The following is a 16,182-nucleotide window of genomic DNA, read 5'->3' as shown; positions in this document are numbered from 1 at the left end:
GGGTGCGGAAGGATGTCGGGCGGCTGCCGCGCGGCGGGGTGCTGCCCCGTCCCGGCGGCGTGCACCGCGGGAGGAAGGCTCCCCCCGGCTCCTATGCGGACTCCATATACGGCTCCGCTCGCAGGGCGCAGGCCGGGCACTGCGCGGCGTCGTGCGGGACCAGGAGCGAGGGCTCGCCCACCCAGTAGCGGGGCGATCCGTCGTGGCCGGGCTCGCGGACCTTCAGCAGCCCGGCCCGGACCATGGCGGCGAGGACGTCCTCGCCGCGCACCGGGAGGGTGGAGTGCACCAGCGCGAGCAGGTTCTCCCGGCCCCGGACGTGCTCGGGACCGGCCGTCCTGGCCGGCCGGGCGCCGGGCGGTTGCGGCCCGCCGGGCCCGGTGAGGAGTTCCGGGCTGTCGGTCAGCACCGCCTGGTGGACGGCGGTCAGCTCGGGGCCCGGGTCCACGCCGATCTCGTGGGCGAGGATGCGCCGGCCCTGCTGGTAGGCGGCGAGCGCGTCGGCCCGCCGGCCGGAGCGGTAGAGCGCGGTCATCAGCTGGGCCCGCAGCCTTTCCCGCAGGGGGAGTTCGGTGACCAGCGAGGTCAGCTCGGGGACGAGCCGCTGGTGCCGGCCGAGCGCCAGGTCGGCTTCGACCCGGCCCTCCAGCGCGGCCGTCCGGGCCTCCTCCAGCCCGGGGACCTCCAGTTGGGCGAGGGCCTCGGTGACGTTGCCGAGCGCCGGCCCCTGCCAGAGGGCGAGTGCGGATTCGAAGTCCCGTGCGGCGGCTTCGAACCGGGACGCCGCCAGGGCGGACCGGGCCTGCCGGGCGAGCCGCTCGAACTCGACCAGGTCGAACCGGCTGCCGCCGATGTCCAGTTGGTAGCCGGGGCCCTGGCGGGAGAGCCGCACCCGGGGACCGAGCCGCTTGCGCAGCCGGGAGATGTAGGTGTAGATCTGCGCGCTCATGGTGGCCGGCGGATTCCAGTCCCAGAGCAGTGTGCTGAGTCGGGCGTCCGTCACCACCCGGCCGCGGGCGAGCAGCAGGGCCGCCAGCACCGTGCGTTGCTTGGCACCGTCGAGCCCCACCTCCGCCCCGCGGGCGTCCTTCACCGAGACCAGGCCGAGAACACTGAACTCCATCGAGCTACCCCCGTTCTGTCGCCATCGGCGCCCAGGCTAGGAAGCTCGCTTTTTGGATCTGTATCGCTTCCATTTCGCCGCGTGCGGGCCGCCGCCGGACGGGCGGGGTGCGGACGGCGGGCGGGGCGGGCGCCGGGCGCGGCGGACGGGCGGCGGGTGGGGGCCGGGGCGGTGGTCAGCCGTTGAGGTAGGCGAGGACGGCCAGCACCCGGCGGTTGTCGTCGTCGTCCTCGGGGAGGTCGAGCCGGGCGAAGATGCTCGCGGTGTGCTTGCTGACGGCCCGTCCGCTGACCACCAGGCGTTGGGCGATCGCCGCGTTGGAGCGCCCCTCGGCCATCAGGGCCAGCACCTCCCGCTCGCGGGGGGTGAGCCGGGCCAGGGCGCTGGACTGCCGCCCGCCGGAGAGCAGTTTGGAGATGACGTCCGGGTCCAGCGCGGTGCCGCCGCCGGCGACCCGGTGCAGCGCGTCCATGAACTGGGCGACGTCGAAGACGCGGTCCTTCAGCAGGTACCCGACGCCGCCGCTGTTGTCCGCCAGGAGCTCGCGGGCGTAGAGCTGTTCGACGTACTGGGAGAGCACCAGCACCGGAAGCCCGGGGATCTCCTTGCGGGCCGCGATGGCGGCCCGCAGACCCTCGTCGGTGAAGGTGGGGGGCAGCCGGACGTCGACCACCGCGACGTCCGGCCGCTGGGTGAGCAGGGCCTCCAGGAGGTCCGGCCCGGTGCTGACCGCCGCCACCACCTCCAGGCCGGCGGCTTCCAGGATGGCGACGAACCCCTCCCTCAGGAGGACGAGGTCTTCGGCGATGACAACACGCACGGGATCTCCAGAATCGCCATGGTCGGACCGGACTCGGGGCTGCTCAGGGTGAGGATGCCATCAAAGGCGGCCAGTCGGCGCTCGATTCCGCGCAGTCCGCTGCCCTTGTCCGGGTCCACCCCGCCGTGGCCGTCGTCGCTGACGGAGATCCGCAGCAGGTTGTTGCTGTGCGCGAGGTCGATCCAGACCCGGGCGGCCCCGGAGTGCCGGGTGGCGTTCGTCAGGAGCTCGGAGACCGCGAAGTAGGCGGCGGACTCGACCGGCAGCGACACCCGGCCGGGCACGTCCGAGACCACCTCGACGATCAGCGGGCTGTCCAGGGCCAGGGCGCGCACCGCCTCCGACAGGCCGCGGTCGCAGAGCACCGGCGGGTGGATGCCGCGGACCAGGTTGCGCAGCTCGCTCAGCGCCTTGGACGAGGAGTCCTTGACCTCGGCGAGCAGGCGGCGGGCCGCCTCCGGGTCGCTCGACAGCAGCTGCTCGGCGGCCCCGATCCGCATGCCCATCGCGACCAGCCTGGCCTGGGCGCCGTCGTGCAGGTCGCGCTCGATCCGGCGCAGCTCGGCGGCCTGACTGTCCACCACCTCCGTCCGGGTGGCGGCGAGTTGTTCGACCCGCTGCCCGAGGATGGCCTCGGCGCTGGGGGCCAGCAGCGCGGCCGTCCAGCGGCCGTGCAGCTGCAGCAGGGCCGGGCCGGTGGTCAGGCCGAGGGCGATCGACGCGAGGCCGATCGGGACGGCGAACAGGGCGCCGATCCCGAAGCTGCCGTGCACGTGGATCACCAGGGCGTACCAGTCCTCGTACCCGGCCGAGGTGAGCGGGTGCCACAGGAGCGGCAGCAGCACGCCCTCGATCCCGTACGCGATCAGCGCGGCGGGCAGCAGGGCCGCGACGCCGCCGACCACCGGGTCGGTGACCGCCCAGGCGAGGTCCCGCCAGGTCGCACGGTCCGTCAGGATCCAGCGGACGCGCTCCACCCAGCCCACCGGGCCGGCGCTGAACTCGGGCCTGGGTGCGTACGGCCGGGCGATCTCGACGCCCGCCCACCGGCCGTTGAGCCGCCGGGCGGCGTCGGCGACCCGGCGCAGCCCGGCCGTGGCGGCCGGGAGCAGCAGGACGCCCACCCCGAGGAGGAGGTAGCCGATCGAGGCCAGTGAGAGGCCGAACAGCACCAGTGCCGGGATCTTCAGTGCGAAGAGGCGCAGCCCGCGCAGCGGTGCCTTGAAGTCGAGCCGCAGCCGCCTGCCGCTCAGGGCGCCCGGGAGCCCTGCCCTCCGGACGGTTGACGTCTGGTCCACCATGATGAACTCTCCCCATTCGGGAGCCCGTTGGCTCCGTGGCCTCAAGTCTGGCCGCGCGGGCGGCCCGGTGCAGTGGGTCTTACCCCCGAGTCCACCGGTGTAGGTAACTACACCCCGGTGGTTCCGGGAGCGGCACACCGGAGCGCGGGGGCGGCCGGCCGGGGCCCGGAGTGCGGCCGGCGGTGGCTCCGGAGCGGCCCGCAGGGCTTTCCCCGCGCGTTCCCGGAGGGTTCCCCGAGCGGCCCCGGAAACGCCCGCGGAGTTCCTCCGGAGTATTCCCGGGAATGCGCCGCGGAAGGCCGGGCGGGTGGCTCCCGCAGGCATTCTCCAAGGTTCGGCTATATTAATTCGATACGTCGGAATCGTTCGCCCCGGGGAATTCCCGCCGGTTATGCTACGGCCGGATGGAGGAGGACGGGAAATGGCTGATCCGAAGAATTCCGGCGACGCGTCCTGGTTCCGGCACCGCCCGGGGGTCGAGCCCCCGGCGCTGCGCCTGGTGTGCTTCCCGCACGCCGGGGCCGGATCCGCCGCCTTCGCCGACTGGCAGTCCGGCCTGCCGTCCGGGGTGGCGGTGCTCGCCGCCTGCCACCCCGGACGGCAGGACCGGCTGGCCGAGCCGCCGGTCGGTTCGATGGACGAGCTGGCCGACCGGTCGGTGGCCGCGCTGCTGCCCTGGCTGGACCGGCCGTACGCGCTGTTCGGCCACAGCATGGGCTCGGCGGTGGCCTACGAGGTCGCCCGGCGGCTGGCCGAACTGCCGGTGCGGCAGCCGGAGTTACTGGTGGCCTCGGGGCGGGTCGCCCCGCACCGGGTGGTCCCCGGGGACTTCCCGGGCGACGGTGACGACGAGATCCTGGCCTCCCTGCGGGAGGTCTCGGGGCACCGGCTGGACGCCTTCGCCGAACCGGCCCTGCGCGAGCTGCTGATGCCCGCCCTGCGGGCCGACTACCGGGTCCTGCGGACCTACCGTCCGGACCGGGCGGTGCTGGCCGTGCCGGTCGCCGGATGCGTCGGCATCAGCGACCCGCGCTGCGACCTGGCCGGCATCCGGACCTGGGCCGAGCTGACCTCGGCCGGATTCGAGCACCGGTTGTTCGCCGGGGACCACTTCTATCCGGAAACGCACCGGAGCGACCTGCTGGGATACCTCTCCCGGCGGCTGCCGTGCGGCCGCGGAATTCCGGTGCCGGCCCGGCGGTAGGTGTGGCGCATTTCGGGGCCGGCCGTCCGGTCGGCCCTTTTTCCTGTCCGTGGACGAGAACGGGCCCGGCGGACTGCCGGGCGGAGCGAAAGGGGATCGGCCGATGGCCGAGGAGGATCTGCGGGTCGCGGTGGTCGGGGCCGGCATCGGCGGGCTGGCTGCCGCGACGGCGCTGCACCGCAAGGGAGTTCGGGTCGAGGTCTTCGAACAGGCGCCCGCACTGCGGGAGGTGGGCGCCGGCCTGCACCTGGCCCCGAACGGCAGCCGGCTGCTGCACCGGTTCGGGCTGGCCGACCGGCTGCACGGGATCGCGGTGCGGCCGGAGGCGTTGGAGGTGCGGCTGTTCAACGGGGCGAAGGTGCTGGCCAGGCAGCCGATGGGCGCTTCCTGGGAGGCCGAGTTCGGGGCCCCGCACTACACGGTGCACCGCGCCCACCTGCACGCCCTGCTGGCGGAGCAGGTGCCGGCCGGGGCGATCCGGACCGGCCGGCGGCTGGTCGGGTTCACCGAAGGGGCGGACGGCGTGCGACTGGAGTTCGCCGACGGAACGACCGCGCGGGCCGATCTGCTGGTCGGTGCGGACGGGGTGCACTCGGTGGTCCGCCGGGCCCTGGGCCACCCGGACGAGCCGGTCTTCTCGGGGACGGCCGCGGTGCGCGGCGTCGTCCCGGCCGGGCTCGTCCCGGAGGTCGCCCCGGACACCATGTACGTGTGGGCGGGCGCCGAACTCCGGCTGATGGCCCAGCCGGTGGACGGCGGGCGGCAGATCTCCTTCGTCGCCGTGCTGCCGGACACCGGCGGCAGCGCGGAGTCCTGGAGCCGGCCCGGCGAGCACGGGGCACTGCTCGACGCGTTCGCGGGCTGGGACCCGGCCGCGACCGCCCTGCTGGCCGCGGCGACGGAGACGTGGCACTGGACGCTGTACGACCGGGAGCCGCTGCCCGGCTGGAGCACGCCGCGCACCACACTGCTCGGCGACGCCGCCCACCCGATGCTGCCGCACCACGGCCAGGGCGCCAGCCAGGCCATCGAGGACGCCGTCGCGCTGGCCGCCGTGCTGGCCGACCGCGCGCCCGGCCCGGAGGGGTTGACGGAGGCGCTGCAGCGGTACGAGCGGCTGCGGCTCGACCACACCTCGCGGGTGCGCGCGGGCTCGTTGGCGGGCGGCTCGCAGCGGCTGGCGCCGCCCGCCGGAGGCCCTGGCGGTCCGGGCGGCTCGGGTGGTCCGGGCCGCCCCGGCGGCGCGGGTGGCGCGGGTGGCGCAGGTGGGCCCGGCGGTGCGATGTCCGCGCTGGTGGCGGACGTGTCCTGGGTGCAGAAGTACGACGTGGCGGCCGAGTTGGCCGCGGTGCCGACCGGACGGTGAGTCAACTGCCGTGGGAGCAAGCAAAATCTCCTTGCAAAGAAGACTTGCAAGGAGATTTTGCAACCCCTACAGTGATGGCATGGTCGATCGCGACGCGAAGCCGGTCACACGTGAGGTCACCGACATCGAGGCACTGCGCCTGTTGGCGCACCCGCTGCGGAACCGGATCGTGCAGCAGCTCAGGTCCGGGCCGGCCACCTCAACCACACTGGCCAAGGCCCTCGGCGAAAGCAGCGGCCTGACCAGTTACCACCTTCGACAGATGGCTCAGCACGGCTTCATCGAAGAGGTCCCGGAACTCTCCAAGGGCCGGGAACGCTGGTGGCGCACGGCGCCGGTGGATCTGCGGATCCCCCGCCGGGTCGACCAGAGTCCGGAGATGCGTGCCGTCATCGACGAGATGACCAGGCTCGACCTGGCCTTCGACCTGGAGCACTTCGCCAGGCTCCAACTGGAGGCCGGATCGGAGGACGGGCCCTGGGGAGAAGGACTGCCCATCTCCCGGGGGCAGATCAAGGTCACCTACGACGAACTCCTGGAGTTCTTCGAGGAGTACATCAAACTGCTCTACCGCTACAAGCGCCCCGAGTCGGAAACCCCGCCGGGCGCCCGTGCGGTGCTCACCCGGTTCTTCGCCTTCCCGGCGCAGTCCGCAACCGGCGGGATACCGGACGACCCCGGACCGGACCGTCCGAACAACTGATCCCCGTGCGTTTCCGGAGAGGGAACACCGGGCCGTCCAGCGGCAACTGGGCGACCCGGCAGCGGAAGTCGCAGCACCACGCCGAATCGACGTGGCTTCATCGAATTGCACGCCTCCACAGATGAGGAGAACATCCCATGTCGGGATCCAGCAAGTCCGGCGGCGGATTCCTCGGGTTACCGGGGAGCCGGGTGGGCAAATGGCTGGTGCTGGTCGCCTGGATCATCGCCACCGTCGTTTCGGTACCGCTGGGCGCCAAGCTCTCCGGTGTCGAGAAGAACAGCGTCACCGTCGAACTCGCCCGCGGGGCCGAGTCCACCAACGCGGCCAACGCCGCCGACAACTTCCCCGACGCCAAGATCTCCAACGGCATCGTGGTCTACGTCCGTGACTCCGGTGTCACCGAGGCCGACAAGGCCAAGGCGGAGGCCGACCGCAAGGCCTTCGGGGACTGGGCGGTGGGGCCGGTGCAGGCCGTCTCCACCTCCTCCGACGGCAAGGCGCTCAGCGTCGTCGTCCCGCTCGACAGCAACACCACCAAGCTGCCCGTGGACGCGGAGAAGGTCCGCGACCAGGCCACCGGCAACCTGCCGGACGGGCTGACCGCCAAGCTCACCGGCCCGGCCGGGTCCTCGCTGGACGCCGCGGACGCGGCCAAGTCGACCGGACACGTGCTGACCCTGGTCACCATCGTCGTCGTGGCCGGCCTGCTGCTCTACACCTACCGCAGCCCCTCGCTCTGGCTGCTCCCGCTGCTGACCGTCGGCTTCGCCTTCGCGCTGTCCCGCGGCCTCACCTACGTGATGGCCGAGGTCACCGGCGTGACGGTGGACTCCGGCAACGGCATCGTGGTCACCGCGCTGCTGTTCGGCGTCGGGACCGACTACGCGATGCTGCTGCTCGCCCGGTACCGCGAGGAACTGTACGAGCACGAGGACCGGCACGTCGCGATGAAGATCGCGCTGCGCCGTTCCGTCCCGGCGATCGCCGCCTCCGCGGCGACCGTCGCCATCGCCCTGCTCTGCCTGCTCGCCGCCGACATGGGCTTCAACTACACCTTCGGACCGGCCGGCACGCTCGCCGTGATCTGCGGCTTCATCGCGATGACCACGCTGCTGCCGGCGCTGCTGGTGATCCTCGGCCGCTGGATCTTCTGGCCGGCGATCCCGCGCCCCGGGGCACCGCTGACCGGCCGGCGCGCCAAGGCCGCCCGCAACGGCACGGTCTGGGACCGGATCGGCACCCGGATCAGCCGTCGGCCCCGGACGGTCTGGCTGACCTCCGCGCTGCTGCTCGGCGTGGTGGCGTTCGGCTCGGTCGGCATCAAGACCGGTCTGGACGACGCCCACGTGGTCACCGGCAAGCCGGGCTCGGTGGCCGGCCAGGAACTGCTGGCCGCGCACTTCCCGGCCGGCCGGACCAAGCCCGTCGTCGTCATCTCCGACACCGGGGCGGCCACCGCGGTCGCCGCCGCGGTCAAGGGCGTCGACGGGGTGGCCGAGGTCAGCGCTCCGAAGGCCTCCAACGACGGCTCCCAGACCATGGTCCGGGCCGTCCTCAAGGACGCCGCCGACAGCCCGGCCGCCGTCGCCGCCGTGGAGCGGATCCGCACCGCGGCCCACGCGGTGCCCGGTTCCAACGCCCTGATCGGCGGTCCCACCGCCATCGAGCAGGACAAGGAGATCGCGCAGGCCCACGACCGCAAGCTGGTCATCCCGCTGGTGCTGGCCGTGGTCTTCCTGATCCTGATCGTGCTGCTGCGCGCACTGGTCGCCCCGGTGCTGCTGATGCTCACCGTGGTGCTGTCCTACTTCGCCGCGCTCGGCATCAGCTGGCAGCTGTTCGACAAGGTGTTCCACTTCCCGGCCGTGGACATCCAGGTCATGCTGATGGCCTTCCTGTTCCTGGTCGCCCTCGGGGTGGACTACAACATCTTCCTGCTGCACCGGATCCGCGAGGAGGTCGGCGCGCTCGGGCACGCCGACGGCATCCGCCGCGGCCTGTCCGCCACCGGCGGGGTGATCACCAGCGCCGGCGCCGTCCTGGTGGCCACCTTCGGTGCGCTCACCGCCTCCCCGCAGACGGCGTTCATCGAGATCGGCACCATGGTGGCGCTCGGCGTCCTGATCGACACCTTCCTGGTCCGCTCGGTGCTCGTCCCGGCGCTGGCGATCGACACCGGCCGGAAGTTCTGGTGGCCGGGCCGGCTGTCCCGGCTGACCGGCGGCCCCGGGTCGGTCGCCCAGGATCCCGCCCCGCTCAGCCTGGTGGACTCCGCCGGCTGAGCACCCCGTGAACTCCGTGGTTGCGGCCTCTCCGGAGAGGCCGCAACCACGGTTCGGCGTTTCCGGGGCCGGGCGGGCGGCGCCGGCCGGTGACGGGGAGCCGATATGGGCGCGCTATAGCCGGGTGCCGGACGGTGGTCCGAATCCCACCGGGTGGCCCGCCCGGACCCCGGAGCGTGGGCCCGGTGACCGGCCCCTGGGAGCCCGTCCATGTCGCCAGACCAGCAGGGCCGGCCGTTGCCGGCCGACCAGCAGTACCGGCCGTTGTCGGCCGGCCAGCAGTACCGGCCGTTGTCGGCCGGCCAGCAGATGATCTGGACCGCGCACCGCGTGGCCCCGCAGAGCAGCGCCTACGTCATCGCCGTCGCGCTGCGGATCCGCGGCGAGCTGCGCACCGACGCGCTCGCCACCGCCGTCGACGCCCTGGTCGCCCGGCACGAGCTGCTCGGCTCGGTCGTCGTCGAGGACGCCGGCCGGCCCCGGTTCGCACCCGCCCCCGACACCGGACGGGTCCTGCTGGTCGAGGACCTGCCCGAGGAGGGCGAGGCGGCCTTCCTCGCCGCCGTCCGCGACCGCTGCCGGAAGGGATTCGGACCGGCCGAGGAGCCGATGGTCCGGGTGACGGTGCTGCGCCGGACCGGGCAGGAGGCCGCGCTGGTCCTCACCGCGCACCACATGATCAGCGACTACGCCTCCCAACACGTGATGCTCCGCGAGCTGTTGGAGGACCACCACGCACTCCTCGTCACCGGCGCCCCGCTGCCGCGGCCCGCCGCCTTCCCGTACCGGACGTACGTCGCCGAGGAGCGCGGGCTGCCGGGCACCCCCGCCGCCCAGCGGGCCGAGAGGCACTGGCGGTCGGTGTGCGAGGGCTCCGAACCGATCGGGCTGGCGCTGGACCGCCCGCGCCCCGCGGTGCCCGGATACCGCGGCGGAACCGTCGAACTCGACTTCACCGAGCGCGAGTTCGCCGGGGTCAGGGAGCGGGCGGCACTGGCCGGCACGATCCCGTTCGGCTACCTGCTCGGGCTCTTCCAGGCCGCCCTGTACCGCTACACCGGCCGCCGGGACTTCCTGATCGGCGTCCCGGTGTCGCAGCGGCGCCGACGCGCCGACGCCGTCGGGTACTTCGCCAGCACCGTGCCGCTGCGGGCCCGCTTCACCCCCGGCACCACCGTGCGCGACGCGGTGCAGTCGGTCGGGCGCCAGCTCGGCGAGGCCCGGGTGCACGCCCGCCACCCCGTGACCCCGCCGCTGCGGGTCGCCCTCACCATGATCACCACGGACCGGCAGCTGCCGGTGCTCGACCACGTGCCGGCCGGCACGCCGTACGGGCCGGAGCGCGAGTACCTCGGGCTGCGGATCAGCCGGATCGGGATCAGCCAGCAGGAAGGCCAACTCGACCTGGTGGTGCGGCTGGAGGAGAGCGGTGGCGCGCTCAAGGCCGTGTTCGCCTACGACGGGGACCTCCTCGACCGCGCCACCGTGCAGCGGATCGGCGACTACTTCGGGCGGCTGCTCGACCGGGCCGCCGTGGACACCCGGATCGACGACATCCGGCTCGCCGACCGCACCGACCTGGCCGACCTGCTCGCCCTCGGCCAGGGCTGAGCGGCCTCGGCCAGGGTTGAGCGGCCGATCAGTACACCGCCGCGGCCGCGCGGGGGCCTATAGGTCGGGTATAGCGCGGCGACGGAGGCTGGGGGAGTGCGGACGGCGGCGGCGGGACAACCGCCCCCCGGTCGCCGCGCGGCGCCGCCCCCGTGAGCAGACGCCGGGGGCGGACACCGGGGCCCGGAACCTCGCCCGGACCTCGTACGAACCCACGAAGGGGACACCGTGGCCGAATCTGGGCCCAGAGGGATTCTCTCCACGATCGGGAACACTCCGCTGGTACAGCTGGACCGCCTGCTCCCGGGGTTTCGCGGCAGGGTCCACGCCAAGCTGGAGCGCTTCAACCCGGGTGGCAGCATCAAGGACCGCTCCGCGTACAGCATGGTGCGGGCCAAACTGGCCTCCGGCGAACTGCAGCCGGGGCGTTCGGTGGTCGTCGAATCGAGTTCGGGCAACCTGGCGATCGGACTGGCGCAGGTCTGCCGCTACTACGGCCTGCGCTTCATCTGCGTCGTGGACGCCAAGACGACGGAGCAGAACCTCGCGATCCTGCGCGCCCTGCAGGCCGAGGTCGAGGTGGTCACCGAGGCCGACCCGGCCACCGGCGAGTACCTGCCGATGCGGCTGCGCCGGGTCCGCGAGCTGGTCGCCGCCCTGCCCGACGCGTTCTCGCCCAACCAGTACGCCAACCCGCTCAACCCGTCCGCCCACTACGAGACCATGCGGGAGATCGCCGAGGCGCTCGACGGCCGGGTGGACTACGTGTTCTGCCCGACCAGCACCACCGGCACCCTGCTCGGCTGCCGCGCCTACATCGCCGACCAGGGACTGGACACCCGGCTGGTCGCGGTCGACGCCGTCGGCAGCGTGCTGTACGGCCGCGGCGACGGCCGCCGGCGGCTCATCCCGGGCCACGGCGCCTCGGTGCGCCCGCCGCTGCTCGACCCGACCGCACCCGACCACGTCGTCCACGTGAGCGACCTCGACTGCGTGGTCGGCTGCCGACGGCTCGGCCAGCGCGAGGCGATCCTCGGCGGCGGCTCCTCCGGAGCGACCGTCGCCGCCCTGGACAAGCTGGCGCCGACCCTGCCGGACGGCGCGATCTGCGTCCTGGTCTTCCCGGACGGCGGCGACCGCTATCTGGACACCATCTACTCCGACAGCTGGGTGCACGAGCACTTCGGGGAAGTGACCCACCTGTGGAAGGAATCCCGGGAAGGGGTGCCACAGCCTTGCTGATCCTTCGACACGACGACGTCCGGCGGATCCTGGACGGCCGGACGGCCGAGCTGATCGACCTGGTCGCCGAGGCCTACCGGGCGCACCACGAGGGCCGTTCCTCGTTGCCGCACTCGGTCTTCCTCCGCTTCCCGGAGCAGCCGGCCGACCGGGTCATCGGACTGCCCGGCTACCTGGGCGGGGAACGGCCCGTCGCCGGGATGAAGTGGATCGCCTCGTTCCCCGGGAACCTCGCGGCCGGCCTGGCCCGGGCCAGCGCCGTCATGGTGCTGAACTCGCCGGTCACCGGCCACCCCGAGGCGCTCGTCGAGGCCTCGCTGATCTCCGCCCGGCGCACCGCGGCCAGTGCCGCGCTCGCCGCGGGCCTGCTGCTGCCCGACGGCGGCGCCGGCACCACCGGCGTCACCCTGGTCGGCACCGGGGTGATCAACGGCGAGGTCCTGGCCGCCCTGCGCGTCCGGCTGCCGGACCTCGCCGAGGTGACCGTCCACGACCGCGACCCGGAGCGGGCCGAGCGGTTCGCCCGGGTCACCGCCGACGAGACCGGCCTCAAGGTCGGCCGGGAGGACAGCCTGCCGGCCGCACTCGCCGCGCACGGTCTGGTCTCCTTCGCCACCACGGCCGGCGAACCGTACGTCGACCCGGCCGACGTGCCGGCCGGCTCCACCGTGCTGCACGTCTCGCTGCGCGACCTGCACCCGGAGACCGTCCTGGGCAGCCGCAACGTCGTCGACGACGCGGACCACGCCTGCCGGGAGCGCACCTCGCTGCACCTCACCGAACAGCGCGTCGGGAACCGGGAGTTCATCGAGGCGGAGATCGGCGCCCTGATCGGCCCGGACGCCGCCCCGTTCGTCCGGGACCGCGAGCAGACCGTGGTGTTCTCGCCGTTCGGCCTGGGCGTGCTCGACCTCGCGCTCGCCGACTTCGTCCGGCACGAGGCCCGCCGCCAAGGCCTGGGCCTGACCGTGGACGGTTTCCTGCCGCAGCACGACTGACCCACCGACAGCAGTCCGACACCGGCGGCCGGCGGGCCGCCGCGACGAGAGGAGGCCACGATGGCCGACGAAGCGAACGACCGGGTCCACCTCGTGGTGCACAACGACGAGGAGCAGTACTCGATCTGGTGGGCCGAGCGCGAGGTGCCGGCCGGCTGGTACCGCGAGGGCACCGAGGGCACCCGGGCCGAGTGCCTGGCCCGGATCGAGGAGGTCTGGACGGACATGAGGCCGCTGAGCCTGCGCCGCCGGATGGAGCAGGCCGGCGCGGTCTGATCGCGGACGAGCCCGCCCCCGGGCCCCGGGCCGGTCCGCCGGCCTGGGGCCCCGCCTTCGAAGTCCGCCTTCGAAGTCCGCCTTCGAGCTCCGCCTTCCAACTCCCGCCTTCCAACTCCCGCCTGCGAACTCCCTTCTGCGGGCGACGAACCACCCGCCGCGAGGCGATCGAGCATCCGCGCACAGAGCCCAGGAGTAGTGGTGACATCCCAGCTGAGGCCCCAGAAGTCGACCGCGGCCCGGCCCTCGGCCGGGCACGTGCTGCCCGGCCTGTTCGCCGAGCAGGCCCGCCGCACCCCCGATGCGATCGCCGTCGAGACCGCCGACGAGCGGATCGACTACCGCACCCTCGACCGGAGGGCGGACGCCCTCGCGGCCCGCCTCGCCGCGCGCGGGATCGGCGCCGGCGCACTGGTCGCCGTGTGCCTGCCGCGCGGCGCCGACGTGGTGAGCGCGCTGCTCGCCGTCTGGAGGGTCGGCGCGACGTACGTCCCGCTCGACCCCGCCCACCCCCGCGAGCGGCTGGCCTGGCTGCTGGAGGCCACCGCGGCGCCGCTGGTCCTGACCGACCGGGCCACCCGGGCCGTCCTCCCGCAGGACGCCCCGGCAGGCTGCCTGGACGAGGACTGGCCGACCGACGGCGACGCCACCCCGGTCGCGCCGTTCCCCGTCGAGCCGCTCGACGCCGCCTACGTCATCTTCACCTCCGGCTCGACCGGCCGCCCCAAGGGCGTGGTGGTGCCGCACGAGGGCATCGCCAACCGGGTCGGCTGGACGGTCCGCCGCCACGGGCTCGGCCCGGGCGACCGGATCCTGCAGAAGACGACGCTCAGCTTCGACGCGGCGGGCTGGGAGATCTTCGCGCCGCTGGTCAGCGGGGCGACCGTGGTGATGGCGCCGCCCGGCACCGAACGCGACCCCGCGCTGATGGTCGCCACCGTCGCCGAGCAGCGGATCACCGTGCTCCAGGTCGTCCCCTCGGTGCTGCGGCTGCTCACCGAGCAGCCCGGGTGGGAACGCCTCGACTCGCTGCGGCTGCTGTTCTGCGCCGGCGAGCCGCTGCGCGCCGAACTGCTCCGCAAGCTCCCCGCCGGGCTGACCGACGGCGTCTGGAACACCTACGGCCCCACCGAGTGCTCGATCGACGTCACCGCCCAGGAGGTCGACCTCGACCAGGCGGACGGCCCGGTGCCGATCGGCCGGCCGATCGAGGGCATGCGGGTGCTGGTGCTGGACACCGCCGGTGAGCCGGTGCCGATCGGCGTCCCCGGCGAGCTGTACGCGGGCGGCCCCGGCGTCGCCCTGGGCTACCTGAACCGTCCCGACCTGACCGCCGAGCGCTTCGTCCCGGACCCGTACGGCCCGCCCGGCGGCCGGCTGTACCGCACCGGCGACCTGGTGCGCTGGCGCGCCGACCGGACCCTGGAGTACCTGGGCCGGCTCGACCAGCAGACCAAGGTCAACGGCGTCCGGATCGAGCCCGGCGAGATCGAGGCGGCCCTCGCCACCCACCCCGGCCTGCACGCGGCTGCCGTCACCGTCGCCACCGGCCCGGACGGCGCCGTCCGCCTGGTCGCCCACGTCCGGCCGCAGGCCGAGCGGATCACGTCGGCCGAGCTGCGGACCTTCCTGCGCGACCGGCTGCCCGAGGCCATGGTCCCCGCGCTGTACCGCAGCGTCGAGCAGTTCCCGCTCACCCCCAGCGGCAAGACCGACCGCCGGGCACTGGCCGCCGAGGCCGCCGCCGACATCGCCCGGCCCGCGTTCGTCCTCCCGGCCGGAGCGGCCGAGCGGGCCGTCGCCGAGGCCTGGGCCGCGCTGCTGCCCGCCGAGGCGATCGGCCGCGACGACGACTTCTTCCAACTCGGCGGCTCCTCCATCCTGTTCACCCGGCTGCTGGCCCTGCTGCGCGACCGCTCGGAGCGCGAGATCGACCTGCGCGAGCTCTTCACTGCCACGACCGTGCGCCAGCAGGCCCTCCTGCTCGCCCGCGACGGCGGCCGGCACACCGCGATCACCCCGGTGCCCCGCACCGGGCCGCTGCCGCTCTCGCCCGCCCAACAGCGCTTCTGGTTCCTCGACCGGATGGACCCGGGCAGCTCCGAGTGGGTCACCCCGCTGCTGGTGCGGCTGCCCGCCGACGTCACCGAGGAGCGGCTGCGCGCCGCCCTGTCCGCGCTCGCCGGCCGGCACGAGATCCTGCGCACCCGCTACCTCACCGTGGACGGCGAGCCCCGCCAACTGGCCGACCTGCCGGCCGGGGCGCCGCTGGTCGTCCGGGAGACCGGCCCGGACGGCGTCGCGGCCCTGCTCGCCGAGCGGCTGGCCGAGGGGTTCGACCTGGAGCACGGCCCGGTCTGGCGCGCCCTGCTGCTGAAGCCGGCCGGACAGGACCCGCTCCTGGTGGTGACGATCCACCACATCGCCTCGGACGGCCGGAGCTCGGTCGTGCTGGAACGCGATCTGCTGGACCTCTGCGCCGGCCGCGAGCCGGCCGAACAAACCGTCCAGTACGCGGACTTCGCCGCCTGGCAGAACCAGCGGCTGACCCCGGAACTGGTCCGGCCGCAACTGGACTTCTGGCGGGAGCGGCTGGCCGGGTTGGAACCGCTGGAGCTGCCCGCCGACCGGCCCCGGCCGGCGGTGCGCGACTCCCGCGGCGGTGTGGTCGAGTTCAGCGTGCCGGAGGACCTCACCGGCCGCCTGCGCGCCCTCAGCCGCCGACGCGGGACCACCCCCTTCATGACCCTGCTGGCCGCCTACGCCGTGGCGCTCGCCCGGCACACCGGCCGGGAGGACATCGCGGTCGGCACCCCCGTCCTCGGGCGCAGCTGCCCCGAGGCCGCCGACGTGGTGGGCTGCTTCCTCAACAACCTGGTGCTCCGCTGCGACCTCGCCGGCGACCCGACCTTCGAGGAACTGCTGGACCGCGTCCGGGAGACCTCGCTGGCCGCCCTCGCCCACCAGGACCTGCCGTTCGAGCGCCTGGTCGAGGAGCTGAGCCCCGAGCGCGACACCTCGCGCACCCCGCTCCACCAGGTCGCCTTCGACTTCCAGGACGAGGGTGCCACCGGCACCGCCCTGGACGACGCGGACCTCGCGGCGCTCGCCGCGGGGTGGCGGGTCGCCAAGACCGACCTGACGCTGTTCGTCCAGCACACCGTGGGTGGTGGTCTTCGGGGTCAGGTGGAGTTCGCTTCGGCGTTGTTCGACCGGGTGTCGGTGGAGGGTTTCGCGGGTCGGTTCGTGCGGT

Annotated in this window: 12 protein-coding genes; 9 read left to right on the top strand and 3 right to left on the bottom strand. The window is 73.8% G+C overall.

The genetic code is table 11. The annotated features are described in order from the left end of the window. Window positions 1-91: 91 nt before the first annotated feature. The 3 genes from ACZ7KX_RS40800 to ACZ7KX_RS40790 form a co-directional block, all read right to left on the bottom strand. Window positions 92-1,123, bottom strand: a complete 1,032-nt coding sequence (locus tag ACZ7KX_RS40800; protein ID WP_470331008.1) for an AfsR/SARP family transcriptional regulator — start codon at window positions 1,121-1,123, stop codon at window positions 92-94. Between the two features lie 175 nt (window positions 1,124-1,298). Next, window positions 1,299-1,943, bottom strand: coding sequence for a response regulator transcription factor (locus tag ACZ7KX_RS40795; protein WP_350526345.1), 645 nt, complete (start codon window positions 1,941-1,943; stop codon window positions 1,299-1,301). Continuing rightward, window positions 1,907-3,244 carry a sensor histidine kinase gene (locus ACZ7KX_RS40790; RefSeq protein ID WP_470331007.1) on the bottom strand — a complete coding sequence of 446 codons (1,338 nt, stop codon included), beginning with the start codon at window positions 3,242-3,244 and terminating at the stop codon, window positions 1,907-1,909. The genes ACZ7KX_RS40795 and ACZ7KX_RS40790 overlap by 37 nt, the downstream gene beginning before the upstream one ends. 421 nt (window positions 3,245-3,665) lie before the next feature. Here ACZ7KX_RS40790 and ACZ7KX_RS40785 point away from each other — a divergent pair, with 421 nt between their 5' ends. From ACZ7KX_RS40785 to ACZ7KX_RS40745, 9 genes are all read left to right on the top strand, one after another. Continuing rightward, entirely contained in the window at window positions 3,666-4,448 is a 783-nt protein-coding gene (locus ACZ7KX_RS40785) for a thioesterase II family protein (protein WP_470331006.1), read from the top strand. Between the two features lie 103 nt (window positions 4,449-4,551). Continuing rightward, window positions 4,552-5,814: an FAD-dependent monooxygenase gene (locus ACZ7KX_RS40780; protein ID WP_470331005.1), complete on the top strand. Its 1,263-nt coding sequence runs from the start codon at window positions 4,552-4,554 to the stop codon at window positions 5,812-5,814. Window positions 5,815-5,893: 79 nt separating this feature from the next. Then, window positions 5,894-6,517: an ArsR/SmtB family transcription factor gene (locus ACZ7KX_RS40775; protein ID WP_470331004.1), complete on the top strand. Its 624-nt coding sequence runs from the start codon at window positions 5,894-5,896 to the stop codon at window positions 6,515-6,517. 137 nt (window positions 6,518-6,654) lie between these two features. Continuing rightward, entirely contained in the window at window positions 6,655-8,802 is a 2,148-nt protein-coding gene (locus ACZ7KX_RS40770) for an MMPL family transporter (protein WP_470331003.1), read from the top strand. Window positions 8,803-9,012: 210 nt separating this feature from the next. Continuing rightward, a complete protein-coding gene (locus ACZ7KX_RS40765) occupies window positions 9,013-10,413 on the top strand; it encodes a condensation domain-containing protein (protein ID WP_470331002.1) in 1,401 nt (466 codons plus the stop codon). 228 nt (window positions 10,414-10,641) lie between these two features. Further along, window positions 10,642-11,655 (top strand): 2,3-diaminopropionate biosynthesis protein SbnA, encoded by a 1,014-nt coding sequence (gene sbnA / locus ACZ7KX_RS40760; RefSeq protein ID WP_470331001.1) that lies wholly within the window; start codon window positions 10,642-10,644, stop codon window positions 11,653-11,655. Further along, window positions 11,649-12,653: a 2,3-diaminopropionate biosynthesis protein SbnB gene (gene sbnB, locus ACZ7KX_RS40755; protein ID WP_470331000.1), complete on the top strand. Its 1,005-nt coding sequence runs from the start codon at window positions 11,649-11,651 to the stop codon at window positions 12,651-12,653. The genes sbnA and sbnB overlap by 7 nt, the downstream gene beginning before the upstream one ends. Before the next feature lie 60 nt (window positions 12,654-12,713). Continuing rightward, window positions 12,714-12,929, top strand: a complete 216-nt coding sequence (locus tag ACZ7KX_RS40750; protein ID WP_350526812.1) for an MbtH family protein — start codon at window positions 12,714-12,716, stop codon at window positions 12,927-12,929. A 201-nt stretch (window positions 12,930-13,130) separates the two neighbouring features. Then, window positions 13,131-16,182: amino acid adenylation domain-containing protein (locus tag ACZ7KX_RS40745; RefSeq protein WP_470330999.1), on the top strand; the 3,052-nt coding region annotated here is incomplete at its 3' end.

The organism is Kitasatospora sp. NPDC038210 (assembly GCF_055600605.1).
Note: the sequence above shows the minus strand (reverse complement) of the source record. Positions and strands in the feature narration are given on the sequence as shown.